General features: G+C 71.8%; 23 protein-coding genes, 1 pseudogene and 1 other annotated feature. Of the genes and pseudogenes, 11 read left to right on the plus strand and 13 right to left on the minus strand.

Annotation, left to right across the window (positions count from 1 at the left end):
- Positions 1-456 (plus strand): IS630 family transposase (locus tag ACESM1_RS27345; protein ID WP_372624394.1); only part of this gene is annotated, 456 nt, incomplete at its 5' end.
- On the opposite strand, the gene ACESM1_RS27350 is transcribed toward ACESM1_RS27345, so the two are convergent.
- The 5 genes from ACESM1_RS27350 to ACESM1_RS27370 form a co-directional block, all read right to left on the minus strand.
- Positions 445-687 carry a hypothetical protein gene (locus tag ACESM1_RS27350; RefSeq protein WP_372624395.1) on the minus strand — a complete coding sequence of 81 codons (243 nt, stop codon included), beginning with the start codon at positions 685-687 and terminating at the stop codon, positions 445-447. The genes ACESM1_RS27345 and ACESM1_RS27350 overlap by 12 nt on opposite strands.
- Positions 688-772: 85 nt before the next feature.
- On the minus strand, positions 773-1,534 hold the full coding sequence (locus ACESM1_RS27355) for a response regulator transcription factor (protein WP_372624396.1): 762 nt from the start codon (positions 1,532-1,534) through the stop codon (positions 773-775).
- Positions 1,464-3,263 (minus strand): CHASE3 domain-containing protein, encoded by a 1,800-nt coding sequence (locus tag ACESM1_RS27360; protein WP_372624397.1) that lies wholly within the window; start codon positions 3,261-3,263, stop codon positions 1,464-1,466. The genes ACESM1_RS27355 and ACESM1_RS27360 overlap by 71 nt, the downstream gene beginning before the upstream one ends.
- A 4-nt stretch (positions 3,264-3,267) precedes the next feature.
- Positions 3,268-4,431, minus strand: coding sequence for a sensor histidine kinase (locus ACESM1_RS27365; RefSeq protein ID WP_372624398.1), 1,164 nt, complete (start codon positions 4,429-4,431; stop codon positions 3,268-3,270).
- Between the two features lie 223 nt (positions 4,432-4,654).
- Positions 4,655-6,502, minus strand: coding sequence for an AI-2E family transporter (locus ACESM1_RS27370; RefSeq protein WP_372624399.1), 1,848 nt, complete (start codon positions 6,500-6,502; stop codon positions 4,655-4,657).
- A 115-nt stretch (positions 6,503-6,617) separates the two neighbouring features.
- Here ACESM1_RS27370 and ACESM1_RS27375 point away from each other — a divergent pair, with 115 nt between their 5' ends.
- Together ACESM1_RS27375 and ACESM1_RS27380 are read left to right on the plus strand one after the other, a co-directional pair.
- On the plus strand, positions 6,618-9,599 hold the full coding sequence (locus ACESM1_RS27375) for a response regulator (protein WP_372624400.1): 2,982 nt from the start codon (positions 6,618-6,620) through the stop codon (positions 9,597-9,599).
- Positions 9,596-9,982: a response regulator gene (locus tag ACESM1_RS27380; protein WP_372624401.1), complete on the plus strand. Its 387-nt coding sequence runs from the start codon at positions 9,596-9,598 to the stop codon at positions 9,980-9,982. The genes ACESM1_RS27375 and ACESM1_RS27380 overlap by 4 nt, the downstream gene beginning before the upstream one ends.
- A gap of 6 nt (positions 9,983-9,988) precedes the next feature.
- Here ACESM1_RS27380 and ACESM1_RS27385 read toward each other — a convergent pair whose 3' ends face one another.
- A complete protein-coding gene (locus ACESM1_RS27385) occupies positions 9,989-10,282 on the minus strand; it encodes a hypothetical protein (RefSeq protein ID WP_372624402.1) in 294 nt (97 codons plus the stop codon).
- Positions 10,283-10,336: 54 nt separating this feature from the next.
- Positions 10,337-12,112: an SLC13 family permease gene (locus ACESM1_RS27390; protein WP_372624403.1), complete on the minus strand. Its 1,776-nt coding sequence runs from the start codon at positions 12,110-12,112 to the stop codon at positions 10,337-10,339.
- A gap of 161 nt (positions 12,113-12,273) precedes the next feature.
- Between ACESM1_RS27390 and ACESM1_RS27395 the strand changes: the two genes are divergently transcribed.
- On the plus strand, positions 12,274-12,753 hold the full coding sequence (locus ACESM1_RS27395; RefSeq protein ID WP_372624404.1) for a DUF533 domain-containing protein: 480 nt from the start codon (positions 12,274-12,276) through the stop codon (positions 12,751-12,753).
- 27 nt (positions 12,754-12,780) lie between these two features.
- Here the strand turns inward: ACESM1_RS27395 and ACESM1_RS27400 are convergent, their stop codons facing one another.
- On the minus strand, positions 12,781-13,209 hold the full coding sequence (locus ACESM1_RS27400) for a CBS domain-containing protein (protein WP_372624405.1): 429 nt from the start codon (positions 13,207-13,209) through the stop codon (positions 12,781-12,783).
- A gap of 282 nt (positions 13,210-13,491) precedes the next feature.
- On the opposite strand from ACESM1_RS27400, the gene ACESM1_RS27405 reads away from it, so the two are divergent.
- The 5 genes from ACESM1_RS27405 to ACESM1_RS27425 all read left to right on the plus strand — a co-directional run bounded on the left by ACESM1_RS27405 (position 13,492) and on the right by ACESM1_RS27425 (position 18,807).
- The gene (locus tag ACESM1_RS27405; RefSeq protein ID WP_372624406.1) at positions 13,492-14,220 is read left to right on the plus strand and encodes a Crp/Fnr family transcriptional regulator; all 729 of its coding nucleotides are present in this window, start codon (positions 13,492-13,494) and stop codon (positions 14,218-14,220) included.
- A 176-nt stretch (positions 14,221-14,396) separates the two neighbouring features.
- Positions 14,397-14,735 (plus strand): hypothetical protein, encoded by a 339-nt coding sequence (locus tag ACESM1_RS27410; protein ID WP_372624407.1) that lies wholly within the window; start codon positions 14,397-14,399, stop codon positions 14,733-14,735.
- A 321-nt stretch (positions 14,736-15,056) separates the two neighbouring features.
- Complete coding sequence (locus tag ACESM1_RS27415; protein WP_372624408.1) at positions 15,057-16,205, plus strand: HWE histidine kinase domain-containing protein; 1,149 nt, start codon at positions 15,057-15,059, stop codon at positions 16,203-16,205.
- Positions 16,206-16,434: 229 nt separating this feature from the next.
- Positions 16,435-17,883, plus strand: a complete 1,449-nt coding sequence (locus tag ACESM1_RS27420) for an FAD-binding oxidoreductase (protein WP_372624409.1) — start codon at positions 16,435-16,437, stop codon at positions 17,881-17,883.
- Between the two features lie 159 nt (positions 17,884-18,042).
- Positions 18,043-18,807 (plus strand): alpha/beta fold hydrolase, encoded by a 765-nt coding sequence (locus tag ACESM1_RS27425; protein ID WP_372624410.1) that lies wholly within the window; start codon positions 18,043-18,045, stop codon positions 18,805-18,807.
- 30 nt (positions 18,808-18,837) lie between these two features.
- Here ACESM1_RS27425 and ACESM1_RS27430 read toward each other — a convergent pair whose 3' ends face one another.
- The 4 genes from ACESM1_RS27430 to ACESM1_RS27445 are packed head-to-tail and all read right to left on the minus strand — an operon-like array spanning position 18,838 to position 22,788.
- Positions 18,838-20,430 (minus strand): ABC transporter substrate-binding protein, encoded by a 1,593-nt coding sequence (locus ACESM1_RS27430; protein WP_372624411.1) that lies wholly within the window; start codon positions 20,428-20,430, stop codon positions 18,838-18,840.
- 19 nt (positions 20,431-20,449) lie between these two features.
- Positions 20,450-21,268, minus strand: a complete 819-nt coding sequence (locus ACESM1_RS27435) for a polysaccharide deacetylase family protein (RefSeq protein WP_372624412.1) — start codon at positions 21,266-21,268, stop codon at positions 20,450-20,452.
- A 16-nt stretch (positions 21,269-21,284) separates the two neighbouring features.
- A complete protein-coding gene (locus tag ACESM1_RS27440; RefSeq protein WP_372624413.1) occupies positions 21,285-22,034 on the minus strand; it encodes an SDR family NAD(P)-dependent oxidoreductase in 750 nt (249 codons plus the stop codon).
- The gene (locus tag ACESM1_RS27445; protein ID WP_372624414.1) at positions 22,027-22,788 is read right to left on the minus strand and encodes an SDR family NAD(P)-dependent oxidoreductase; all 762 of its coding nucleotides are present in this window, start codon (positions 22,786-22,788) and stop codon (positions 22,027-22,029) included. The genes ACESM1_RS27440 and ACESM1_RS27445 overlap by 8 nt, the downstream gene beginning before the upstream one ends.
- A 290-nt stretch (positions 22,789-23,078) precedes the next feature.
- Here ACESM1_RS27445 and ACESM1_RS27450 point away from each other — a divergent pair, with 290 nt between their 5' ends.
- On the plus strand, positions 23,079-24,122 hold the full coding sequence (locus tag ACESM1_RS27450) for a 5-methyltetrahydropteroyltriglutamate--homocysteine methyltransferase (protein ID WP_372624415.1): 1,044 nt from the start codon (positions 23,079-23,081) through the stop codon (positions 24,120-24,122).
- Between the two features lie 155 nt (positions 24,123-24,277).
- Here the strand turns inward: ACESM1_RS27450 and ACESM1_RS27455 are convergent, their stop codons facing one another.
- Positions 24,278-25,126, minus strand: coding sequence for a fumarylacetoacetate hydrolase family protein (locus tag ACESM1_RS27455; RefSeq protein ID WP_372624416.1), 849 nt, complete (start codon positions 25,124-25,126; stop codon positions 24,278-24,280).
- Between the two features lie 289 nt (positions 25,127-25,415).
- On the opposite strand from ACESM1_RS27455, the pseudogene ACESM1_RS27460 reads away from it, so the two are divergent.
- A pseudogene (locus tag ACESM1_RS27460) lies at positions 25,416-26,170 on the plus strand (IS3 family transposase); the annotation flags it as partial.
- Positions 25,703-25,819: a sequence feature (AL1L pseudoknot), on the plus strand. (Overlaps the previous pseudogene by 117 nt.)
- Positions 26,171-26,707 lie beyond the last annotated feature (537 nt).

Below are 26,707 nucleotides of genomic sequence, written 5' to 3' on the forward strand. Positions count from 1 at the left end.
GGCACGACGACGCTCTTCGCCGCGCTCGACGTGAATGCGGGCACGGTCATCAGCCAGTGCATGCTCCGCCACCGCGCCGCCGAGTTCATCCGCTTCCTGTGGCTGATCGACAAGCAGACCCCGGCCGAGCTCGACCTGCACCTGATCCTCGACAACTACGCCGCCCACAAGACCGAGACCGTAAAGCGCTGGCTCGCCCGACATCCTCGCTTCCACGTCCACTTCACGCCGACCTCGGCCTCCTGGATCAACGCCGTCGAGGGCCTGTTCGCCACGCTGACAAGGCGGCGCCTGAAGCGCCGCGTCTTCCGCTCCGTCATCGAGCTGAACCAGGCAATCCGCGATTACCTCGACGCCCACAACGCCGACCCAAAGCCCTGCCGCTGGACCGCGCCCGCCGACACCATCATCGGCAAGCACCAGCGCGGGAAACGTCTTCTGGAATCAGTCCACTAGCGCCGAGAGGAAGGCCTCGCCTTTGGCGAAGCTGCGCACCGCGTAGCCGGCCGCCGAAAGCAGCATCGCCGCGGCCTGGCGGACCGCTGCATCGTCATCGACAATGAACACGAGGCGTACACCCGGCACCGCGATCGGGTCGCGCGATCCGTCGCTCGCCGGCACAAGGGCCAGGGCGTTCGGCGGTGCGGGCCAGCTCGGCACCTGCGGGTCCGTCCGGGGAGAAGGCACGATACCTCCTCCTTCAAGGTGGGCGCTGAGCATGTACTTGTGCTGGCCTGGCCGCAACAGCGGGCCGTCGCTTATGGTTCGCCCCTCAGTCCTCCGCCGCGAGGTCCGGCGTGGGCCGCTTTCTTTTGCCCGCCCCCTCGTGCATCGCCGCGAGCAGGCCCATCCGCAGCAGCTCGGCCAGGGTGCGCGCGCCGAGTTTCTGCATCGCGTTGGCACGGTAGATCTCCACCATGCGCGGAGAGATGCCGAGATCGGCCGCGACTTCCTTGCCGAGGCGGCCCGGCACCAGGCCTTCGAAGACGTCGCGCTCGCGGCCGGACAGCGTCGCCAAGTGCATGGAGGCGGCCGCCGCCTCGCGCTGGAACGATCGCTGGCCCTGGGCTCCTGCCAGCGCACGGGTGACGGCGGACAGCAGGGCGCGTGGCGCGACGGGCTTTTCCAGGAATTCGTAGGCGCCAGCACGCATCGCCCGGACGGCGCGGGGCACATCGGCAAATCCGGTGATCATCACCACCGGCAACCCGATCCGTCGCCGCGCCATGTCGCCGAGCAGGCCCACGCCGTCGATCCCGGGCAGGCGCACATCGGCGACGACGCAGCCGGTGTCGGCCTCGGGGTCGAAGGTGGAAACGAACGGTTCCGCCGCCTCGAAGGCTGCGACGCTGTGGCCATGCGCATTGAGGTGAAAGACCAGCGCGTTACGGACCGGCGCCTCGTCCTCGATGATGAAGACCTCCCCGCGCGCTTCATCTCGCGCTATCGGGAACCCTGATGTGTCATTTGACGAGGGATGCAACGGGGACTGTCTCCAGGACCGGAAGGCGGAAAAAAAACGTCGCGCCTCCACCTGGGTTTGCCGCCGCTGCGATGGCCCCGCCATGGGCCTCGACAATTGACCGGCAGATGGAGAGGCCGAGGCCGAGCCCGCCGGACCTCGTCGTCGCGAAGGGCCGGAAGGGATCGCCCGCGATCTCCGTCGGCAGGCCCAGGCCGCTGTCGGCGACCGCCACCTCGACCTGCCGCTTCCCGGCCTGCGCGGTAACCACGCGCGCGGAGATGCGCACCTCCCGCGTTGCAGCGGCGTCGAAGGCATCGCCTTCAGTCATCGCCTCGATGGCGTTCCGGACGAGGTTCACGACGACCTGCTGGATCTCGACGCGGTCCACCGCGACCTCCGGCAGGCGCTCGGGCAGGTCGCAGTGCACCGTGACACCGGCGTCGCGCGCGCCTCCGGCGCCGAGTGGAACCGCATCGCGCACGAGCTCCGCCGGATCGGTGGGCAGATGGTGCGCCGTCGCGGTGTCCTTGCGCACGAAGCGGCGCAGGCGGCGCACGATTTCCGCCGCGCGTTCGGCCTGCGCCGAAGCGCCTTCGAGGCCGCCGAGCACCTCCTGGATGGCCGCGGCGCCGCGGGCGCTGAGGAGCATCTCGCAGCCCTCGACGTAGTGGGCGACCGCGGCGAGGGGCTGGTTCAGCTCATGCGCCAGCGCCGCCGCCGCCTCGCCGAGCGTGCTGACGCGGCCGGCGTGCCACAACTCGGCTTCGAGCCCGCGCTGGCGGGCCTCGGCGGCGCGCCGCTCCTCGATGTCCTCGGTGACGCCATACCAGCGTATGATGCGACCGCGCCCGTCAACGCGCGGCCAGGCGCGCGAGCGCATCCATCGCCAGCCGCCGTCGGCGAGGCGGATGCGGTGTTCGATGTCGTAGGGCTGGCCGGTGGCGGCGGCGTGCGACCACGCCTTGGCCATCGCCGCCAGGTCGTCGGGGTGCGGCACCTGCTGCCAGCCATGCCCGAGGGCCTGCTCGCGCGTGAGCCCGGTCAGCTCCAGCCAGCGGCGGCTGAAATCCGTGATCCGGCCTTCAGCATCGGCAGTCCAGGCGACCTGCGGATTGAGGTCGAGGCTGTGGCGATGATGCTGCTCGCTCTCCTCGATCCGCGCATCCGCTCGCCGGAGCAGCAGCACCGCGGCCAAGCCACCGGCCAGCAGGGCGAGCAGCCCGGCCAGCCCGAGGCCCAGCACGCCCAGGGTCGCCGAACGCTGCGCGCCGGCGAGACGGCCGGCCAGACCCCGCCGGGCCACCGCCTCGAGCTCGGCGAGGGCGCCGCGCAGCGCATCCATGCTGCGCTTGCCCTCTCCGGAGCGGACGATGTCGAGTGCCGCCTGCCTGTCGCCGGCGCGGGCCAGCTCCACCGTGCGCGACAAGGCGCCGAGCCGATCCTCGACGATGCGCTCGATCGCCGGCAGGCGCGCTTGCAGCGAAGGGGAGTCCGTCACGGCCTCGCGCAGTGCGGCGAGATCGTCGGCGACCCGGTCCTGGGCCGACCGGTAGGGCTCCAGATAGCGGTCCTCGCCGGAGAGGAGGAAGCCGCGCTGTCCGGGCTCGGCGTCGAGCACCGCCAGCAGCAGCACGGTCGCGGCCGAGATGGTGGTGTTCACGTCCTCGACCGCGCGGCGCTCGGCGCCGAGATTCCCGACCGAAACCCAGGCCGCGCCGCCCGCGCAGAGCAGCAGGGCCACGGCAACCGCCGAGAGCGCAGCCGCGTAGCGGCGGATGGACGCGCCGGCGGGCGGCACTCCCTCAGTGCGCTTCAGGGGGAAGGTCCGCGATGAAGCGGCAGCGCGTCGGGGCGGCACTGCATTCGATCGTCAGCGCCCCCCGCAGCATCGCGACCAGCAGGCGCATGCCGAGGCCGCGGCTCAGGGCCGGATCGAAGCCGGGGGGCGGACCGGCACCCTCGTCCTCGACGACGAGGCGCATGTGCCCGGCTTCCGCACCGGGGTCGAAGCGCACGACAATCCTGCCCTCGCCGTATTTCAGTGCGTTGGTCACGAGCTCGGTCGCGACGAGGCCGAGCGTGGTGGCGCGGTCCGCGTCGCACTCCGCCGTCTCGCCGCCCGGCACCAGGTCGAGGCCGATCGCGCGGCCGGCGGAAGCGGCGCCGGAGGAGGTGCTGATGTCATCGGTGAGCTGGCCCAGATAGCCGGCGATGTTCACCCGCCCGAAGTGGCGACCGGTGTAGAGCCGCTCGTGCACGGCGGCGATCGTCATGATTCGCCTTGCCGCCTCCTCGAGCTGCCCGCGCGCGGCCTCTGCTTCCGATGCGCGCGCCTGGAGGTTGAGCACCGTCTGCGCGAGCTGGAGGCTGTTCTTCACGCGGTGATGGACCTCGCGCATCAGCAGGTCGCGCGTCGTCCGGTCCCGCTCGCGATCGAAGGCGAGGCCCAGGATGTTCGCCACCGCCTGCAGGAAGGCGACGTCGTCCGCGGAGAAGCTGCCCTTCGGGTCGCGGCTGTCCGCTTCCAGTACGCCGAATGCTGGCCCACCCTCTTCGCCCTGGATGATGACGTTGATCGCGCGCCGGACGCCATGCTCCGCCATCACCGCGGGCGTGCGGAAGCGCGCCTCTCCGGCGAGGTGGTTGGTGATGACCGGCTCGCCGGTCTTGAGGGCGTAGCCGGCCGGTGAAGCGGTGTCGGCGCCAAGCTTCACCACCCCGACCACGCCATCGCGCCAGCCGACCCCGGTGCGGATCAGCAGCGCTTCCTCCCGTGGGATGTACTCCAGCACCTTGGCGAAGTCGGTGCCGAGACCCTCCGCGGTGATCTCTGCAGCGCGGCGAAGCAGCTCGCCGAAATCGCGCGCCCGGAACGCCTCGGCGCCGAACCCGGCGACCAGGCGCTGTTGGCGGAGGCGGCTGCGGAGCGTGGCGCGTTCAGCGTGGAAGTCGGAGTCGAGGTTCATGCAGCCATACCGGGGGCAGGAGCGGGCGGACCCGCGCCGCGGGTGCCTGCGCGCGGCTGCGCGCGGACGAGTCCAGGAAGCGCATCCGCGGGGCGCCACCAATAGGGTTCCGCCGGTCGCACCGCCCGGCATGCTCAACAAGCCGTGACCTGCATCCTTCGAACAGTTCCACCTGCGCATCGCCATGCGGTGTGGGCTCATGCTGCGCCGCGGCAGGAGGCGGTCAAGGGGCGCCCGAGACCCTGCCTGCCTCGGCGCGATCGGGTCTGACGGCTACGGGCGCCGCACCGGATGACGTTGTGCCCTGCCCCGCCGCCGCCTGGCAGAAGGCCGCCACCTCGCCGAGGGAGGTGACGATCACCGCGGCGCCATGCCGCTCCTCGCGCAGCTCCGCCAGGATCTTGCTGCCCGCCGGCGCGTGCCACAGCGCCACCACCGCCGGCACGCCGGGAAGCCGCCGCGCCAGCCGCCGCAGGAAGTAGCGCACCGTCGCCGCGCTGCTGCCCTCCTCCAGAACCGAGAGGCAGCAGAGCCGCACACGGGTGGGATCGAGCCGCGGGTCCGGCGCGCCCTCGAGCGCCGCCGCCGCTACCGCCACCGCGCCGAACCCCTCATGCCGCAGCGCCTGCGCCGCGATCTCCGCCGAAAGGTCGTCCAGCCGGCCGCGGCCGGCGATGCAGAGCACTGCGCCCTCGGCCCGCCAGGCCGGCGGCACCGACGCGGCGACGGCGGGCGGCGTCTCGGCCAGCTCGTCGAGCAGCGTCTCGACCTGCTGGCGGATCACCGCGAGCCGCTCCGGCGGCAGCACTTCGCGCGACCAGTCGGCCTCGGCGAGCGCGAGGCCGCGCAGCGCCACCTCGTCGTGCCAGGCGACCAGCGTGGTGCCGCCGCGCAGCGCCGCGCGCGCCTGCGCCACCAGCGCATCCGCGTCCCCCTCCAGCGCACGCTGGTAGAAGCTCTCCTCCGGCTGCAGCGCCGGCCGGTCGCCGAGCATCACGTCGAGGAATTCGAGCCGCGGGACGTGGCGGCCGAGCACCACCAGGCCGACCGTCAGGGGCGTGGCCAGCAGCAGCCCGATCGGGCCCCACATGAAGGTCCAGAAGGTCGCCGCCATGATGACCGAGATGGGCGAGAGCCCGGCGCTGCGCCCGAGCACCAGCGGCTCGAACAGCTGGCCCATCAGCGGCTCCGTCAGGATGAACAGCGCCAGCACGGAGAGCGCCAGCCCCCAGCCCGGATCAGCCGCCAGCGCCAGCAGCACCGGCGGGATCACCGCGAGCGGCGTGCCGACGAAGGGCACGAAGCGCATCAGCCCCGCCAGGATGCCCCACAGCGGCGCGCCCGGCAGACCGAACAGCCACAGCCCCGCCGTGACCACGACCGCGAAGCTCGCATTCAGCGCCAGCTGCGCCAGGAACAGCCGCGACAGGCGATAGGCTGCGTCGTCCAGCGCGCCGATCGTCCGGTGCAGGTCGCGCACGCCCGCCAGCCGGATCAGCCGGTCCCGCAGATCCTCGCGGTAGAGCAGGATGAACAGCGCGAAGACCACGACGATGCCGAAGGTCGCCAGCGGCGCCAGCACCGGCCCGAGGAAGGCGGCCGCCACCTCCACCGGCGAGGAGGCGGGCGCGGCGACGGGCGGCGGTGCCGCCAGCTCCGGCCGCAGGCCGAACAGCCCGCGCAGCCCCTCGATCGCCTCCTCCGCCTGGCGCAACAGCTCCTGCAGGCGCAGCCGATCGAGCTTGCCGCGCAGGTTCGCCGCATAGCCCGCCAGGTCGCCCGCCAGCACCGCGAGCTGGCGCAGCACCACCAGCGCGACGCCCAGGATGCCCCCCACCCCGGCCAGCAGCGCCAGCAGCACCGAGGGCACGCCACCCAAGCCGGTGCGCCGCAGCAGCCGCGCGAGCGGCGCCAGCACGAAGGCGAGGATCACCGCCAGCGCCAGCGGCACCAGCAGGTCGCGGCCGAGGTAGAGCGCGGCGACGACGATGGCCCCGGCCACCCAGGGCGTCAGGCCGGCTCCGCCCGCGGCGCGTCGGGCGGCGCGCCGGTCGGCGGGCGTCGTCGGCAATGCTGATCCCCCTCCGCGTTGCGCGGCGGAAACGCCTTTGTGCGTTGCGGGTTCGTCGCGGCGAACCCGGCCGGCGCGGCAGCGCTATCCCCTGGCCAGAGGAGCCGACGACCACTTGCCCGACCGTCCCCGCGCCGCCGACGCCGTCGGTCCCGACCGACCGCTGCCCGGCTGGACCCGGCACGCCGCCGCGCTCGCCGCCCTGCTGGTCCTCGTGGCGCTCGCGCTCGCCGCCTGGAACTGGCAGGTCTCGGCGCGCGACGCCGCGCGCATCGGCGCGGGCCGCGGCGTGCAGTTCTCCGCCGAAGGCCTGCTCTCCGCCCTGAAGGATGCCGAGACCGGGCAGCGCGGCTTCCTGCTCACCGGCGAGGAGCGCTTCCTCGAACCCCATTTTGCCGGCCTCGCCGCCGCGCCACGCCTGGTGGAGACGCTGCGCGCCGCCGCCGCCGATGCCGGCCTGCCGCCGCCCGACCGGCTGGAGGAGATCGCACGCCGGAAGCTCGCCTGGACCGCGCAGCTCGTCGCGCTGCGCCGCCGCGGCGAGGCGAGCGAATCACTCGCCCGTATCGAGAGCGGCGAAGGCAAGGCGCTGATGGACGAGGCCCGCGCCGAGGTCCTGCGCGTGCAGCAGGAGGCGGAAGCGCTGGTCCGCGCCACCGAGGCCGCCTCCGTCCGCGACGCCTGGCTCTATGCGCTGTCGCTCGGAGCCGTGCTTGCCGCCTGCGCGCTGCTCGGCGCGCTCGCCCTCGCCCGGCGCCGGATGGAGCGGCGCGCCAACGCGCTGCTGCGCGGCGTGATGGAGAACGCGCCGATCGGCCTCGGCCTGCTCGACCGCGAGCTTCGCCTGCGCCACGCCAACCGCAGCCTCGCCGCGCTGGGCGAGCGCACGCTGGGCGTCGAGGCCGGCAGCGACACCGCGCTGCCCGAGGCGGTGCACGAGCAGATCGCGCCGCAGCTGCGCAAGGTGCTCGAAGGCGGGCGCGCGCAGTCGGGCATCGAGGTGGCGGTGCGCCCGCCGGGCAAGGAACGCCTCGTCAGGCACCTGCTGCTCGGCGTCTTCCCCCTGGAGGGCGGCGGGGAGGCCGGGCGCGTCGAGGGCGTCGGCCTCTTCGCCATGGACGATACCCAGCGCCGCCGGGCGGAGGCGCGGCTCAAGCGCAGCGAGACCAGGCTGCGGACCATCGTGGACGCCATCCCGCAGCTCGCCTGGATGACGGACGCTTCGGGCGCCATCCAGTGGTTCAACCGCCGCTGGTACGAGTTCACCGGCACCACGCCGGACCGGGCGCTCGGCAATGGCTGGCGCGAGGTGCAGCACCCCGAGCACGCGGCACGCGTCGAGCAGCGCTTCCGCGAGGCGATCGAGGCCGGCGCGCCGTGGGAGGATACCTTCCCCCTGCGCGGTGCCGATGGCCGCTACCGCTGGTTCCTCTCCCGCGCCCTGCCGCTGTTCGAGGCCGGCGACGAGGACGACGAGGAGGCGCGCCCGATCGGCTGGTTCGGCACCAACACTGACATCACCGAGCTGCGCGAAACGGAGGAGGCGCTGGCCACCGCCAAGGCCGCGGCCGAGAACGCCAATCTCGCCAAGAGCCAGTTCATCGCCAACATGTCGCACGAGCTGCGCACGCCGCTCTCCGCCGTGATCGGCTATGCCGAGATGCTCGAGGAGGAGGCGGAGGATCTGCAGGGCGCCGATGCCTTCCTGGGCGACCTGCGCAAGATCAACACCAATGCGCGCCACCTGCTCTCGCTGATCAACGACGTGCTCGACCTGTCGAAGATCGAGGCCGGCAAGATGGAGGTGCAGGCCGAGGATTTCGAGGCCTGCGCGCTGGTGCGCGAGGTCGCGGCGACGGTGGAGGCGCTGGCCGAGCGCCGCCACAACCGCCTGGTGGTGGAATGCGACCCGGACCTCGGCACGATGCATTCGGACCCCGTGAAGCTGCGCCAGTGCCTGTTCAACCTGCTCGGCAACGCCGCCAAGTTCACCGAGCGCGGTACCATCGCGCTGAAGGGCACGCGCGAGGGTGACATGCTGGTCTTCGAGGTGCGCGACACCGGCATCGGCATGACGCCGGAGCAGCTCGACCGGCTGTTCCGCCGCTTCACCCAGGCGGACGCCACCACCACGCGCCGCTTTGGCGGCACCGGGCTCGGCCTCGCCATCACCAGGGCCTTCGCCAGCATGCTCGGCGGCGAGATCGGCGTGACGAGCGAGGCCGGGGTGGGGAGCAGCTTCACGCTCCGCCTGCCCGCCGACCTCCGCACCGCCCGCGCGGAGGCCGACGAGCCGGCCGCCAGGCTCGGGGAGGCGGCGGCCGCGGAGCCCGACGGTCCCGCGGGGCTCGTGCTGGTGATCGACGACGACGCGGCGACGCGCGACCTGGTCTCCCGCTTCCTCCGCCGCGAGGGCTTCGCCGTGCGCTGCGCCGCCGATGGCGCGGAGGGCCTGGCGATGGCCCGGGAGCTGCGGCCGGTCGCCATCCTGCTCGACGTGATGATGCCGCGCATGGATGGCTGGGCGGTGCTGACCGCGCTCAAGGCGGACCCGGAGCTGGCCGAGACGCCGGTGGTGATGGTGACGGTGGTGCAGGAGCGCGGCCTGGCCTTCTCGCTCGGCGCCGAGGACTACCTGAACAAGCCGGTGCGCTGGGACCGCCTGAAGCGCGTGCTCGACCGCTTCCGCCGCGAGGTCGCACCCGGCCTCGCCCTGCTGGTGGAGGGCGACGAGGACGAGCGGGCCGAGCTCGGCGCGCTGCTCGAGGCGCAGGGCTGGGTTGTTGACACTGCGGCGGATGCGGACGCCGCGCTGGCGCGGCTGGCCGCACCGCCGGTGCCGGCGGCGCTGGTGATGGAGTTGCGCGCCCCGGAAGTCGGCAAGGGGTTCGCCCTGCTGCGGGAGCTGCGCCGCCGGCCGGAGCTGCGCGAGATCCAGGTGATCGCGATCACCCAGGGCGAGGTGGACGAGGCGGAGCTGTCGCGGTTGCGCGACGAGGTGCGGACGATCGTGCCGGCGGAGGAAGCGCAGCGTGAACTCGTCAGCGAGCTGAAGCGCGTCGCCGCCGGCGGAGCAACAACGGAGACCAGGACGTGACGCGAATCCTGCTGGTGGAGGACCATGAGGAACTGTGGGACTTCCTCTCCCGTCGCCTCCGGCGCCGCGGCTTCGAGGTGGAGCTGGCGCATGATGGCCAGGAGGGGCTGGAGAAGGCGAGGTCCCTCGCGCCCGATGTCATCCTGCTCGACATGAACCTGCCGGTGATGGATGGCTGGACGGTTGCGCGCAGCCTGCGCGGCGATGCCGGAACCGCCCGCATCCCGATCATCGCGCTGACCGCGCATGCCATGTCGGGCGATCGCGGGCGGGTGCTGGAAGCTGGCTGCGACGACTACCACCCGAAGCCGGTGGACTTCTCCCGCCTCGTGGAACAGATCGACACGGCGCTGCTGAAGCGTGACGAGGCGGAGGACGGATAGGACCGGCTAATCCGCCAGCAGCGTCGGCAGGCGCTGCCGGAGCAGCGCCTCGTCCAGCGCCGGCTCGCCTGGGAAGCTCTCCAGCACGCGCTGCAGGTCGGGCGGGGACAGCACGGGGCAGTCCTCGTCCTCCGTGGCGCGGCAGGTCGCCAGCTCCAGCAACGCCAGCACGCGCGCGCGCGGGTCCAGCGCCAGCAGCTTCTCCGCCCGTTCGGCGCTGGCGCGTTCCTGCTCCATCTCGAGCTTGTCGCGGGCCTCTACCGGCAGCCAGCCGATGCCCTTGTCCGTCATCCCGCTCATGCAGGCAGTCCCCAACCGTGGGCAGATGCAGCGCGCGCGCCGCGCAGCGGTTCCTTACGGCGCCGCGAGCGGCCAGACCAGCGCCACCATCGGCACGCCGACCGCGAGCACGATCAGCGTCAGCGGCAGGCCGAGCCGTGCGTAGTCGCCGAAGCGATAGCCGCCCGGCCCCATCACCAGTGTATTGCACTGGTGCCCGATGGGCGTGAGGAAGTCGCAGGCGGCGCCGATCGCCACCGCCATCAGGAAGGGATCGGGCGAGAGGCCGAGGCGCTGCGCAAGGCTTGCCGCGATGGGGGCCATCATCAGCACCGTGGCGGCGTTGTTGAGGAAGGGCGTGACCGCCATCGCCACCGCCATCATCAGCGCCAGCGCGCCCATCCCCGGCAGGTGCTGCACCACCACGGCCAGCCAGCCGGCGATGAGGTCCGTCCCCCCGGTGGTGCGGATCGCCTCGCTCACCGGGATCAGCGCGCCGAGCAGGACCAGCACGGACCATTCCATCGTCTCGTAGGCCTCACGCATGGCCAGCGCGCGCAGCGCCAGCAGCACCACCGCGGCGCCGAAGAAGGCGACCGCCACCGGCACCAGGTCGAACCCGACGAGTGCCATCGCGACGCCGAGCACCGCGGCCGGCACCAGGCTGCGACGCCGGCTGCCGAGAGCGATATCGCGGCCGGACAGCGGAAGGATGCGCAGCTCGCCCAGCGCCTCCGGCAGGCGTTCCCGTTCGCCTTTCACGATCACCACGTCGCCTGCGCGGAACCGCAGCGCGGCCAGGCGGCGCGACACGCGGTGCCCGCTGCGGCTGACCGCAAGCAGCGCCAGGCCGTGGCGACGGTGCAGGTCCATCTCCGCCGGCGTGCTGCCGACCAGCGGGCTGCCCTCGTTGACCACGCCCTCCACCACGCCGGCCTCTTCCGCCTCCTGCTTGGCCGCCTGCCGCTCACCCGCCAGCACCAGCTCGGCGCGGGCCTGGAGACGCTCGAGCTCCTCCGGCTCGCCCTTCAGCAGCAGAACGTCGCCGGCGCGCAGCGCGAGCGTCGGCGTCGGCGCCAGCCGCCGGAAACGCTCGCGGATGACGCAGCTCAGCCGCACGCCGTTCGCCAGTGCCTCGAGTTCGGCCACGCTGCGCCCGACCAGCGGGCTTTCCGGCGGCAGCGTCGCTTCGGTGGTGTAGTCCTCGATCGTGAAGGCGGCCTCCATGCCCGGCGCCGGGCGCCGGCCGCGCGGCAGCAGCCGCCAGCCGAAGGCCAGGAAGGCAAGGCCCGCCACCGCCACCACGCCGCCGACCGGCAGGAAATCGAACATCTCGAAGGGCTGGCCGAGGATCTCTGCGCGCATGCGCGAGACGATGATGTTGGGCGAGGTGCCGATCAGCGTCATCAGCCCGCCGAGCAGCGAGGCGAAGGCCATCGGCATCAGCAGCGCGGAGGGCGAGTGGCCGGTGCGGCGCGCGAGCTGGAAGGCCACCGGCATCAGCAGCGCCAGCGCGCCGATGTTCTTGACGAAGGCCGAGAGCACCAGCACTGCGCCTGCCAGCACCGGCACCTGCGTCGCGGGTCCGCGCAGGCGGGGCAGCAGCGGCCGCATCACCGTCTCCACCACGCCCGACTTCGCGACCGCCGTGCTGACCAGCAGCGCGGAGCCGACGATGATGACGATGTCGTCGGCGAAGCCGGCGAAGGCGCGCTCGGCCGGGATCACGCCGGTGACCATCCCGGCCAGCAGCGCCAGCAATGCCACCAGGTCGTAGGGCAACCTGCCCCAGACGAAGAGCGCGATGGTGACGCCCACGATGCCGAAGGCGATCGCCTGGTCGAGGGTCACAGGGATGGGTCGGGGAGGGTCACGCCGGGCGAAAGCGCTGCGATTACCCGGGGTTCCCGGAACCGCAGGCGGGCCGGGGCGTCGTGGCGCGCATGGCTCCCGCCCTGCTCGATCGCCTGCTTGGCCGTGATGAGGCAACGTTGCCCACGGAAGGGCCCGATATGCCCTCCGCCACCGCCGAACCCGGGCCCGCCGAGCCTGCGCTGCGCGCCGTCCTGGCGCAGAAGCTGCTGCATGCCTGGGCGCAGAACCAGCACCAGGTGCTGGTGCCGCTGGCCCTCAACCTCGGCCGGCTGGAGCCTGGCCCGCGCGCACTGCTCGTGCAGGTCATGGCGGGCGCGCTTGCCGCCTGTGGTGCCAGCGCCGGGCCGGAGCGGCTGCGGCTCGTCTCCGCGCTCGCGCGCATCGGCGGCGCGGAGGAGACGGGGGCGGCGGAAGCCGCGCTGGCCCGGCCGCCGCACCTGCTCGATCTGCTGGCGGAACTCGAGGAGGCCGGGCTGGCGGCGCATGGCTATGCCGCCGCGGCGAGTGTGCTCGACCAACGGGTGGCGGTGGAGCGTGCCTTCCTCGGGTGGCTCGCCGCGCGCTTCGCGCTGCCGCCTTCGCTCGTCAGCGGCCTCGCCCGGCGCTATCGGCGCTGAGGCTCGCCAGCTCCGGCGGGCCACTACCTACGCCTGTGGCGTTCCGGTCAGCTCGGCCAGCGCCGACTGCAAGGCGGGATTCCCGTGCAGCATCGCGCGCGCCAGATCGGCCAGCGTCACCCAGCCCGTCACGCGGCCGCCGGCATCCAACACCGGCAGCCGCCGCAGATGGTTCGCCGCCATGAGGTCGAGCACGGCCTGCAGCGTGTCCTCCTCGCGGCAGGTGACGACCGGCGCCGACAGCACCTCCGCGACGCGCACGCGCCCGGCATCCAGCCCGCGCGCCACGACGCGGTAGAGCAGGTCACGATCGGTCACGATGCCCCTGAGGTCGCCCGGCCCACCGACCGGCAGCGCGCCCACGTCGAGCTCGCCCATCAGCTCCGCCGCGGCCGAAACCGGCGCATCGGGTGCGATGAACTCCACCTCGCGCGTCATCACCTCGGCCACCCGCATGGATGCCGCAACGCCGGTCCGGAGCCGGCCGTTCCCGGGCCCAGTCGCCGCTTCGGCCCGCGCGCACGGGGCTGGCCGGCAGATCCTTCATCAGCGCCGGTCTGCACGCGCCGCCGCAGGGCATCTCATCCGTCCCGTCGCCGCACGGCGCGTCTTGCGCGCTTGCCGCTCGACGTTCCGGCTGCGGGACCCAACATCCTGCTCATCGCTCGCCGCGGCCTCCCCGGCGCGGGCGGCTGAGAGAGGCCAGTGCTCCCGCCGATACCCCGCAGGAGCCCAGCCGTGCCCTTTACCGCCCAACCTGCGCACGCGCCACGAAACCGGCTGCTTGCCGCCCTGCCCGCCGAGGATCTCGCCAGGCTCCGGCCGCGGCTCGAGCCGGTGGAGCTGCCGTTGCGCCACGTGCTGCACGCGCCCGACGAACGCATCGGCGCCGTGCACTTTCCCGAAACCGGCTGGGTTTCCGTGCTCGCCACGCTCGAGGGCGGCGATGCCGCCGAGGTCGGGGTGATCGGCCGCGAAGGCATGGTCGGACTGCCGCTGTTTCACGGCGCCGACCGCAGCCCCTTCGAGGCGATGGCCCAGGCCGGCGGCACGGCGCTGCGACTTGAGGCGCGCGCCTTCCAGGAGGAGCTCGGCCGCAGCAGCGCGCTGCGGGAGATGGTGCTCCGCTACGCGCACGCCTTCAACGTGCTGGTCGCCTGGACCGCCGCCTGCAACGGGCGCCACCAGATCGAGCAGCGGCTCGCCCGCTGGATACTGATGGGCCACGACCGGTCGGACGGCGATGAATTCCCGATGACCCATGAATTCATGGCGATGATGCTCGGCGTGCGCCGTGCCGGCGTCAGCGTTGCCGCGGGCATGCTGCAGAAGGCGGGGCTGATCCGCTACGAGCGGGGCCGCATGGCCGTCATCGACCGGCCCGGCCTTGAAGCCGCCGCTTGCGAGTGCCACGAGAACGTCCGGCGCGAGTTCCGCCGCCTGCTGGGACCGGCCAACGAAGGCTGACCTGCGGCGCCCTGCTCCGCCTCTCCGCGCTCCGTGCGTTAGCGGACAGCCAGAATGAGCATGCGCCCGCTAGACAGGCGGACTGTCGAACGCGGTGCAAGATGTCCCTCGGTCAGATCTCTCCTGGCATGGCTGCCCATCAGCGCCGCGCCACGGCCGCGGCCTCGATGTGCGCCGTGGCGCTGCAACGCAATCTTCCACGCGTGGCCCTGATCGGTGCCCAGGCGGCGGCGCGCTCCGCCCTGCTCGCCGCCGCGTTCAGCCCGGTCCGCCCCACCAGGCGTGAATTGCGGGTTCTGCAGGAAATGGCGGCGCTCGATCGGGTGGGCCTGCAACTCGGGCCCAGGGCGCGGCTGGCGCTGGCGGGCGAAGCGCTGGCCGCCGTGGAGCGGTTGTTCCACCGGATCGGCCTCCTGCCCATGGGCGCCGCCGGCTTGCCGGCCGGCACGGGGCCGCGCCGCCCGGTGCCAGCCGGCCGGATGGACAAGGCCGCTCCCGACCAGTCGCTGCGCTGACCGTTCCGCGGACCACCGGACATCCGTCGTTCCGGGCGGTGGCCCGAACCCGCCTGCCACCATGGCGTTCGCATCCTGCAGGCAACGGCGCCGCATGCGTTTTGGGAACTGGAGCGAATGGCCGAAAGCGGAGCTGCCAAGCCTGGGGCGGAGCGTGCCTCCGATCCTGGCGCGGCGACGGGCCGGCCGCCCTCGTCGCACTCCCGCGCATCGGGATCGCTCGATGGCGCAGCCGGTAACGAGTGGGCTGCGCTGAAGGGCGAAGCGGGCCGGCTCCGCGTACCGGCGCGGGAAACGGGGGCGGCCTGCAGGTCCGAGGACATGCTCCGGGTCGCGCTGGATGCGCTGGAGGTCGAGGCGCAGCGGCTGGAGGAGGCGAATGCCGCGCTCAGCCGTGCGAATGCGCGGCTGGAGAGCGAGGTCGCCGCGCGCACGGCAGGGCTGGCGGAGGCCAATGCGGCCTTGCGCGAGAGCCAGGAGCACCTCCGCCTCGTCTTCGAGAGCGCGACGGATTACGCGATCTACACGCTCGATCTCGGCGGGCGCGTCAGGAGCTGGAATCCCGGCGCGCGCCGCATCCTCGGCTGGAGCGAGGCCGAGATGCTCGACCGGACGACAGACGACTTCTTCACCCCGGAGGACCGTGCGGCGGAGGGCCTGCCCGCTTCCGAGTTGCGCCGTGTGGTCGAGAAAGGCCGTGCCGAGAACGAGCGCTGGCACATCCGCAAGGACGGCACCCCATTCTGGGCGAGCGGGCTCGTCATGCCGCTGCGCGACGAGTCCGGCGGCCTGCGCGGCTTCCTGAACATCCTTCGCGACCGGACGGAAGCTCGGCGCGAGGATGAGCGACGCACGCTGCTGCTGCGTGAGCTCGACCATCGCGTGAAGAACACGCTCGCCGTGGTGCAGTCGGTCGCCTCGCAGACGGAACGCTCGACGGTGGTACCGTCCAGCTTCGGCGAAGCCTTCCGCGCGCGGCTGATGGCGCTTGCGCGGGCACATGACATGCTGGCCGGCGCCTGTTGGGCGGGTGCGCCGCTGCGCGAGATGCTTGAAGGCACCCTCGCGCCCTATGCCGGCCCCGGCGGCGCACGCCGCTTCACCGTCGACGGCCCGCCGGTGCTGCTGCCGCCGAACGCGACGGTAACGGTCAACCTGGCCTTCCATGAGCTGGCGACCAATGCCGCGAAGCATGGCTCGCTCGCGGTGCCGGATGGAACCATCGAAGTGACCTGGACGGTCGAGCCGAACGGCGACGGTCCGGCGGTGGACATCCTCTGGCGCGAGGTCGGCGGGCCGCCGGTCGCGGCCCCAGAGCGGCGCGGCTTCGGCTCGCGGCTGCTCGAGCATGGGCTGGCGCGCGAGTTCGGCGGCGAGGTGCGGTTGGACTTCGTGCCGTCTGGCGTCCAGTGCCGGATGCGGCTGACCATCGGCGACCCGCCGCCGCCCGTTCCGGACCTGCCGCACTGAGCATTGGCGCCGATGTCGCGCGCCGCACATCCAGCCGCGCGACACGCCGGCCGGGGCTGGCGGGTTCGCGCGATGCGCTGTGGTCAGCGTTTCTCAAGGAAATCTCAAGACAGAACAAGGAAGGCCCGAAAGCCCGAATTGCGGGGGCGTGCGAGGAGGAGGCAACCGGCGCCTGGCCGCGATCACGCATCGCACCACGGTGAGGCGCCACGACAAGGGAGTCCCCCCGATGGCCGATACCCAGCCCATCACCGGCCGCGTGCAGGTGAACCGCCGCAGCGGCGCCCCCGCCTCCATCGACGCCACCGAAATCAGCGCCCTGCGCGCGCGCCTGCGCGGCCAGGTGCTGCTGCCCGGCGATCCGGGCTACGACGAGGCGCGCCAGGTCTGGAACGGCATGATCGACCGTCGGCCGGCGCTGATCCTGCGCTGCGCCGGCGCGGCGGACGTGGTGCAGGGCGTGCGCTTCGCGAGCGCGCATGGCGGGCTGCTCACCGCGATCCGCGGCGGCGGCCACAACATCGCCGGCAGCGCGGTCTGCGAGGGCGGGCTGATGCTCGACCTCTCGCCCATGAAGGCGGTGCGCATCGACCCCGCCGCGCGCACCGCCCGCGTCGAGCCCGGCGTCACGCTCGGCGAGTTCGACCGCGAGGCACAGGCCTTCGGCCTGGCCACGCCGCTCGGAGTGAACTCGACGACCGGTGTGGCCGGGCTGACGCTCGGCGGCGGCTTCGGCTGGCTCACCCGCAAGCTCGGCATGACGATTGACCACCTGCTCTCGGCGGATGTGGTGACGGCGGCGGGCGAGCTGGTCCGCGCCAGCGCGGAGGAGAACCCGGACCTGTTCTGGGCGATCCGCGGCGGCGGCGGCAATTTCGGCGTCGTCACCTCCTTCGAGTTCCGGCTGCACCAGGTCGGGCCGGAGGTGCTCTCCGGCCTGATCATCCATCCCTTCGACCGCGCCGGCGAACTGCTGCGCCGCTACCGCGAGGTGATGCAGCATGCACCCGAGGAGCTCTCCTGCTGGGTGGTGGTGCGCAAGGCCCCTCCCCTGCCCTTCCTGCCCGAATCCGTCCACGGCAAGGAGGTGCTGGTCTTCGCCCTCTGCTACGCCGGCGACATGGAGGAAGGCCGCCGCGCCGTGGCGCCGATCGAGGCGCTCGGCGAGCCGATCGCGAACGTCGTCGGACCGCATCCCTATGCGGGATGGCAGACCGCCTTCGACGCCCTGCTCGCGCCCGGCGCGCGCAACTACTGGAAGTCGCATGACTTCGCCGCACTCGGCGACGGCGTGATCGACACGGTAATGGACTTCGCGGCACGGCTACCCTCGGCGGAGACCGAGATCGTGCTCGCCCATCTCGGCGGCGCCACGCGCCGCGTCGCGGACGACGCGACCGCCTACGCGCACCGCGACGCCGAGTTCGTGATGAACCTCCACACGCGCTGGCACGATGCGGCAGACGATGCGGCGTGCATCGGCTGGGCGCGCGGGCTCTTCGCCGCCGCCGCGCCCTTCGCCACGGGCGGCGTCTACGTCAACTTCCTGACCGAGGACGAGGCGGAGCGGGTGCAGGCCGCCTATGGCGGGAACTATGCACGTCTCGCCAGGCTGAAGGCGCGCTACGATCCGGAGAACCTGTTCCGCGCGAACCAGAACATCCGCCCCGCCGCGTGACGCAGCACGGGCGTCCGAGGGAGAAGCGCGATGACGGCGCCTCGGAACAGCGTGGCGGCCGGCCCTGTGATCACGGGCCGGCGGGCCTTCCTCCGCGCCACTGCGGCGCTCATCGGCGGCGGAGGCAAGGCAGCGGCGGCAGCCGGCCCGGAGGCAGGCATGACGGCGGCGACCACGACGAACGGCGCGATGCGGATCCGCTACGCGGTATCAGGCGCCGGCGATCCGCTGGTGCTGCTGCACGGCTTCACCGACGGCCTGGAGTCCTGGGAGGAGCTCGGCTACGCCGGGCCGCTTCTTGCCGCGGGGCGCCGGCTCATTCTGATCGATGCGCGCGGGCACGGCGGCAGCAGCCGCCCGCGGGACCCGGCGGCCTATGCGCCGGGCGAGCGGGCGCGCGACGTGGCGGCGGTGCTCGACGCGCTGAGCATCGCGCGTGCGGACCTGCTCGGCTACTCGATGGGCGGCTGGATCGCGCTGGACTTCGCGCGCCTCTTCCCGGCGCGCGTCGGTCGCCTCGCCGTCGGCGGCGTGCACCCCTTCGGACAGAGCATGGCGGGCTACCGCCGAGCGGTCGCCGCGGATATCCGCGACTGGATCGGGGTGCTCGAAGGGCTGGGTGGCGGCAACCTCCCCGAGGCGCTCAGGACCCGCATCCTCGCCAACGACCTCGCCGCCTTGCAGGCGGCCGTCGCCGAGGACCGCCCCGACATATCGGCGGAACTCGCCGCCTTCGACCGCCCCTGCCTGTTCTGGGCGGGCGCCGAGGATCCGCTGCGCGACGAGGTGGCCCGCTGCGCGGCCTTCCTGCCGCGGGCCAGCTTTGCCGAGATCCCCGGCTGCAATCACCTGACGGCGCTGACGGAGGCGGAGCTGGTGCTGCCCCACCTCCTTCCGTTCCTCGGCAGCGCGAGATGGTCGTGACCGAGCAGACCACGAACCCTGCGCCCGGTTTCAGCGAGCGCCGCGCTCGATGTTCCAGACCACCGGAAAGCCGAAGTCGATCACGCCGCGCAACTCCCGGCGCCACGCGGCGGGCGCGCGGAACTGGCCAGCGATCGGGAAGGTCGCGCGCTCGATCGCCACGCGATTCAGTTCCGCCGCGATCTCCTTCCGCCGCGCCGGATCGCTCTCCGCCTCGAAGCGCTGGATCAGGGGCGTCATCTCCGCCTCGCAATAGCCCCAGGGCTGGTTGTTCGTGCAGTTGAAACCGACCCCATTGTTGGAGAGCGGGTTCGACATGTCGAAGCCGGTGTAGACCACCGGCACCAGGCTCCAGCCGCCCTGGTCCAGCGGCTGGCGCTGCACCCAGCGCTGCGCGATGGAGGACCAGTCCGAACCCTGGACATCCAGGTTGAAGCCGGCGCGCTTCAGCCGGTCGATCAGCATCAGGCCGAAGGGGTTCAGCAGCGCAGAATCCAGCGGATGCAGCAGCACCACGCGCTCGTTGTTGTAGCCGGCCTCCTGCAGCAGCGCGCGCGCGCGGTCGAGGCTGGGACTTGCGATCGGCTGGCTGCCGCGGTCGCTCTCGAACTGCGTGCCGCACATGAACATCGAGGTGCAGTCCGGCCGGCCGAGTTCGGCAAAGCCGGCACCGGCGAGGATCTCCGTGCGATCCAGGCATTGCTGCACGGCCCGGCGGACCAGCACGTTGTCGAAGGGCGGCTGGTAGTGGTTGATGCTGACCGCGTACATCATCTCCGCCTGGCCGCTCGCGTCGGAGATCACGATGTTCCGGTCGCGCCGGAACAGCGGCAGGTTGTCCACCGGCGCGTATTCCAGGTAGTCCACCTCGCCCTGCTGCAGCGAGGCGGCGCGCAGCGCGATGTCGGGCATGGTGATCATCTCCACGCGCTCGACCTTCGGTACCTTGCCACCGGCCAGGCCGTCGGCCGGCTCGTCGCGCGGCACATAGCGCTCGTTCTTGCGGAAGAAGGTGCGCTCGCCAGGGATCCACTCGTCGCGCAGGAACACGAAGGGGCCGGAGCCGATGATCTCGCGCACCGGCTGGGTCGGCGGCGTCGCATTCGCGATCCGCGCCGGCATGATGAAGGGCGTGTGGACCGAAGGCTTGCCCAGCGCCTCGATCACGCCGCCATAGGGACGCGAGAGGCGGATCACGAAGCCGTCCGCGCCGGCGGTGGTCATCTCCGCGGTGGCGGCCATCAGGCGGCGGCCGATGGAATCGCGGCTGCCCCAGCGCTTCAGCGAGGCCACCACGTCCTCCGACGTCACAGGTGCGCCGTCATGGAAGGCGAGGCCGGGACGCAGGCGGAAGGTCCAGGTCAGGCGGTCGCCGCTCACCTCCCACCCCTGCAGCATCTGCGGGCGGTATTCGCCCTTCATGTCCATGCCGACCAAGTTGTCGAACACGAGGTAGCCGAAATTGCGCGTCACGAAGGACGGGCTGGAGATCGGGTCGAGGTTCTGCAGTCCGACATTGACGACGAAGCGGAACGGGCGTTCGCGCGACTGCGCGAGGGGAATCCGTGGCGCGGCAAGCAGAGCAGCGCCGGCGGCAAGGCCCTGTCGGCGGGTGAGCATCATGAGCGTTCTCCTCGGTTTGTCAGCGCTGAGTGACGACCCAGGCCTCGGCGACCTGGGTGCAGGTGGCGAACCAGACGCCCTCGAAGCCGCGCATGAAGGCGATCATCTCGCGTAGCAGGGCGATGCGGCTCGGGCGGCCGGAAACTTGCGGGTGCATTACCAGGTTGTAGTAGCCGCCCCAGCGGTGGATCTCGCGGAACTCCTCCTGCCAGACCTCGCGGATGTGGCTGTTGGTGAAGATCGGCCGCGGCGACTTGATGGAGAACAGGGCGAAGGGTGCGTCGTCCAGGCTCCAGTGCCAGGGCAGCTCGACGACGTTCGCGCCATCCGGCGTCGCGATGCGGTAGGGGTTGATCTCCGACATCATCGAGCTGTCGTAGAGGAAGCCGTGCTTCGCCAGCAGGCGGATGGTGTTGTCGCTGGTCTCGCCGGCGGGCGAGCGGTAGCCCTTCGGCACCACGCCGAGCACGCGCTTCAGCGCATCGAGCCCGCGCTCCATCTCCTCCGTCTCCTTCTCGGGGAAGGCGGGGTCGATCCAGGCGTGGGAGTAGCTGTGGTGGCCGATCTCGTGCCCGGCGCGCAGGATCATCTCCGCGCGGTCGGCATGGTTCTCCACCGTCCAGCCGGGGATGAAGAAGGTGCCGGGCACGCCGGCATCCTGCAGCGTCTCGAGGATCTTCGGCACGCCGACGCGCGCACCATAGGTGCCCTGGCTCAGGGTGCCGGGGCGCTGCGCATTCGCCGGATCGCGCGAGAGCCAGAGCGTCTCGGCATCGAAGTCGAAGGTCAGCGTCACCGCGATGCGCGCCCCGCCGGGCCACTTCACGCTCATGTCCATGCCCGCGTCTTCCTCCTCACTCCATCGGCGGATGACGCGCCGCGAGCCATCCGCCATCCACCGCGATCACCTGGCCCGCCACATAGGAGGCATCCGCCGATGCCAGGAAGGCGACGACCGCGGCCACCTCCTCCGGCTTGCCGGCGCGGCGCAGCGGCGTCGGGTCCAGCACCGCGCGACGGTAGTAGGCGTTGCGCAGATGGCCTTCGGTCATCGCCGTCTCGATCACGCCGGGCGCGACAGCGTTCACCGTGATGCCCTCGGGCGCAAGCTCCCCGGCGAGCTGGCGGGTGAACTGCGCGATGCCCGCCTTCGCCACGGCGTAGGCCGTCGTCCCGGGATGCCCGGCGATCCCGAAGATCGAGCTGACATTGACGATGCGGCCGCCCGGGCGCGGCAGGTGCGGCATGACATCCCGCGTCACCCGCAGCACCGCGGCAAGGTTGATGTCCAGGAAGCGGGCGATCAGCGCGTCGTCGGAGTCGGCGAGGGCGCGCGATCCGCCGATGCCGGCATTGTTCACCAGGATGTCGAGCCGGCCGAAGGCGGCGAGCGCGGCCTCCGCCATGGCGCTGCCAGCGCCCGCCGCCGCCACGTCGAGCACGAGCGGCATTCCGCCCAGGCGCGTGGCCGTAGCGTGCACGCCCTCGTCGCGGTCCGCCAGCAGCATGCGCACGCCGTCGGCGATGAGGCGGGCGGCGATGGCGGCGCCGATGCCGCGCGCCGCGCCGGTGACGATCGCAGCCTGGCCGGAGGGCTCAGGCAAGCCGCCCACCATCGACCGGCAGCGCGACCCCGTTGAGGTAGGACGCCTCGTCGCTCAGCAGGAACAGCACGGCGGCGGCGACCTCGGCGGGCGTGCCGAAGCGGCCCATCGGGTTGCGCTGGCGGGTGTAGTCTTCGCGCGCTGCGGCGGCCTCGCCAGCCTGGGTGAAGCTCTCGCGCAGCATCGGCGTCTCGATCGGTCCGGGACAGACCGCGTTGGCGCGGATGCCCTTCGCGGCATGGCCGGTCGCGAGGCTGCGTGTCATCAGCACCACCGCCCCCTTGCTTGCCGAATAGGCTGGGAAGACGGCGTTGCCCGCGAGGCCCGCGCCGGAGGCGAAGGTCACCACCGCGCCCCCGCCCGCCGCCTCCATCCGCGGCACCACATACTTCAACGCGAGCCAGGTGCCCTTCACGTTGACAGCGAAGAGGCGGTCCCATTCCGCTTCGCTCACCTCCGGCAGCGGCGTCGTCGGCCCGAGCATGCCCGCGGCCGTCACCAGCAGCGTCACCTTCCCCAACCTGTCGAGCGCCGCCGCGGCACGCTCCATCTCGGCAGCGGAGGAGACGTCGGCCACCAGCGTTTCCGCGCCAGGGCAGTGACGCGCCACTTCGGACAGCGCCGCGGTGTCGCGGTCGAGCAGCAGCAGCCGCGAACCCTCGTGCGCCAGGCCGATTGCCACTTCGCGCCCGAGCCCGGAGGCGGCGCCGGTGACGAGGCCAACCCGGCCGACGAAACGATCCGCTCTGGCCATTTCCGCCCCCCACTCGCGCAACCCGGCTGGCCCATGGTGGCGTCCGGCGCGGCGCGCAGCCTTCCGCCCCGGACCACGGAAGTGAACGCCACGCGGCGCTGCTCCGCAAGGCTGCCTTCCTCCGTACAGTGATGGCCCCGGGTCGGCCTGCCGCAGTCGGGGTGAACGCGTCGCGGCAGGCCCGTTCCTCTGTTTCGGCCCGCTCTGTCGCACTCGCCAGTCTGCTCGCCTATGCTGGTCCCGCAAGCCGCCATGCGGCGCCAAGCACGGCCAGGGAGAGACTTGAGGACATGAGCACCGCCGCCCCGCTGCTGCCGACCACCGTCGTCGGCAGCTACCCCCAGCCTGACTGGCTGGTGGACCGCAACATCCTGGTGAAGAACAACGTCGTGCCCCGCGTGCGGCTCAAGGAGATCTGGCGCGTGCCCGAGGATGCGCTGGAACAGGCGCAGGACGATGCCACGCTGATCGCGATCCGCGACATGGAGCGCGCCGGCATCGACATCATCACCGATGGCGAGATGCGGCGCGAGAGCTACTCCAATCGCTTCGCGCTGGCGCTCGACGGCGTGGACGTGGACAACCCCGCGATCGTCTCCGGCCGGATGGGCAAGCCGACGCCTGTGCCGCGCGTGGTCGGCCCGATCCGCCGGCGCGAACCGGTGGAGAAGCGCGACATGGAGTTCCTGCACGCCAACACCGACCGGCTGGCGAAGATCACCCTGCCCGGCCCGTTCACGCTCTCGATGCAGGCGGTGGACGAATACTACCGCGACGAGGAAGCGCTCGCGATGGCATATGCCGAGGCGGTGGCGGCGGAAGCGCGCGACCTGAAGGCTGCGGGCGCGGACGTGATCCAGCTCGACGAGCCCTGGTTGCAGGCCCGGCCCGAGCAGGCCAAGCGCTACGGCGTGAAGGCAATCAACCGCGCATTGGAAGGCGTTGCCGGTACCACGGTGGTGCATCTCTGTTTTGGCTACGCCGCCGTGGTCTCCGAGAAGCCCTCCGGCTATTCCTTCCTGCCGCAGCTTGCCGATTCCGCCGCCGTGCAGATCTCGATCGAGGCGGCACAACCGAAGCTCGATCTCGGGATCCTGCAGGATCTGTCGAACAAGACAATCATGCTCGGCGTGCTCGACCTCGGCAGCAAGGAGGTCGAAACGGCGGAGATGGTGGCCGCGCGCATCCGCGCGGGGCTGCGCCATGTGCCAGCGGAGCGTCTGGTCACGGCACCGGATTGCGGGATGAAATACCTGCCGCGCGAGCGCGCCTTCGGGAAACTCAAGGCCCTGGCCGAGGGCGCGGCGATCGTGCGGCGCGAACTGGCGGGCTGAGACGGCGCGGCGCGGCGGGCCAACCCGCCCGCTGCGCTCATGCGTGCCGGTTCTAGCGGGAACACGCCGGTGCGCCGGGTGGCAGCGCCGCCAGGCTGCTTCACGTGGCGTCGGCCGCGATCACGAAGAAACCGCGTGCGAGGCCGCGCGGGCTGTCAGCGCTCGTCTTCGACGGTGTTCCTCAGCAAGCCGACGCGGTCGATCTCGACCTCCACCACGTCGCCAGGCTTCAGCCAGAGCGGCGGGTTGCGCCGCGAGCCGACGCCGCCCGGCGTGCCGGTGGCGATCACGTCGCCCGGCTCCAGCCGCGTGAAGGTCGAGCAGTATTCGATCTGCCGTGGAATATCGAAGATCATCTCGCCGAGGGTGGTGTCCTGCACCACCTCGCCGTTCACCCGCGTCTGCAGCCGCAGGCCGGGTAGCGGCCCGACCTCGTCGGGCGTCACCATCCATGGCCCGAAGGGACCGGTGCCGACGAAGTTCTTGCCGGGCGTGAACTGCGGCGTATGGCGCTGCCAGTCGCGCACGCTGCCATCGTTGTAGCAGGCATAGCCGGCGATTTGCGCATAGGCGTCCGCCTTCGAGACATGTCGGCAGGAGTTGCCGATGATGACTGCGAGCTCGCCTTCATAGTCGAAATCCGTCGAGACCTGCGGCCGGACGAGCGGCGCCAAATGGCCGATCTGGCTGTTCGCGAAGCGGGTGAAGATGGTCGGGTTCTGCACCTCGGCACGGCCGGTCTCCTGGCGGTGCATCTCGTAGTTCAGGCCGATGCAGAGGATCTTGTCCGGGTTCGGGATCACCGGCAGCCACTCAATGGCGTCGAGCGGGATGCGCTGGGCGCCCGCAGCCGCATCCCGCACGGCGTCCAGCGCACCGGCAGCGATGGCCGACTTCAGGTCCGGCAGGCGGCCGCGCAGCACGGCGCCGACATCGTGGATGGCGCCCTCCGCGACAACGCCCCAGCTGGCGGTGCCTGCGTGGCGAAAGCTTGCGAGCTTCATACGGTGGTCCTCTTGGTGTGCGGGGCGGTGTGCTGGATGGGGGAACGCCCGGCGAGGGCACCGCCTCCGTCCTCCTGGCTTCAAGGCCCCGCAGCGCCTCGGCGCTCAGTTGAGTATCGATAGTGTGGCACGACAAGCCATGCTGTCGCTATCCCTGGTCCTGCCCCTGCCTCGTCGGCTGTTTGGACTTGCCCCTGACGTCGGAACGGCCTCCGCCGACCGCTTGAGGTTGATGACGGTGAACCGCGCCGGGTTTGCCGGAGGCTCCAACCGTTGAGAGGATGGAGCGATGGCGGCGAAGAAGACGGCGGCGAACTACTCGCCAGAGGTTCGGGAGCGGACGGTGCGCTTGGTGCTGGACGGCGCTGGGGAACACAGCTCGCAATGGGCGGCCATCAACTCGATCGCGGCGAAGATCGGCTGTACGGCGGAGACGCTGCGTCGCTGGGTCCGGCAGGCTGAGCGCGACCGCGGCAAGCGGGCCGGGTCGACGAGCGAGGAGCGGGATCGGATCAAGGCGCTGGAGCGGGAGAACCGCGAGCTGCGCAAGGCCAATGAGATCCTGCGGAAGGCGTCTGCGTATTTTGACCTGGCGGAGCTCGACCGCCGGTCGAAGCCATGATCGCCTTCATCGACGATCATCGGGGTGAGTATGGGGTCGAGCCGATCTGCCGGATGCTGCCGATCGCCCCGTCCACCTACCACGCCCATGCCGCGCGCCGCGCTGATCCTGCCCAGGGCTCGGCCAGGTCGCAGCGGGACGCGATGCTGCGGGCGGAGGTGCGGCGCGTCCATGCCGAGAACTTCGGCGTGTATGGCGTGCGGAAGGTCTGGCGCCAACTCGGCCGCGAAGGGACGCCAGTCGCACGCTGCACGGTGGCGCGGCTGATGCGACAGATGGGCCTGAAGGGCGCGGTGCGCGGGAAGGAGACCAGGACGACGATGCCGGACAAGGGCGCACCGTGCCCGGCTGACAGGGTGAACCGGCAGTCCCTGGCGCCGCGGCCGAATCTGCTCTGGGTGTCGGACTTCACCTACGTTGCTCAGGATCGGCGCACAGGTCCGCAGGTCGGTTCGCCGCCTCACCATCGCCATGGCCTCGGGCCACCCCTTCCAGGATGAGTTCGCCCTCGCCCATGCGAGGATCACAGCGGCCGCGCCCTGACGAACCGGACAGCGCACAGTCGCCTTCATCACCGAACACCACTGCCCAGCGGGCGGCGATGGCCACGCTCGGCCCGATCAACCTGCTCCAGCCGATTGAACGCCCCCACCGGCACCCGACATGCCCAACAGGGGCCGCCTGCTCAATCGCAGCGTGGGCCGGTGAGAAATCCGGGTTAGAGCGGCGTGCCGAAATGCTGGTGCATTTCGGCCTTCAAACGCCAGCGCCGCTCCGCGGCTCGGCTTCGCCGCACTGGCGGCGGCGGCCATTCGGCCGCTCGGCCAGCGTCGCCGGCCGCAGGTCAGAATATCGGCACGTCGCTCTAGGTCCTGTGGACTCTCAGGATTCCCCATTTGATTGAGGCATGATTCAAGGCTGTTCTGTGCGATGGGGGCGGCCTTGGCGGTGCTGGATCG

It is taken from the genome of Falsiroseomonas sp. (assembly GCF_041690465.1).
Classification (GTDB): domain Bacteria; phylum Pseudomonadota; class Alphaproteobacteria; order Acetobacterales; family Acetobacteraceae; genus Falsiroseomonas.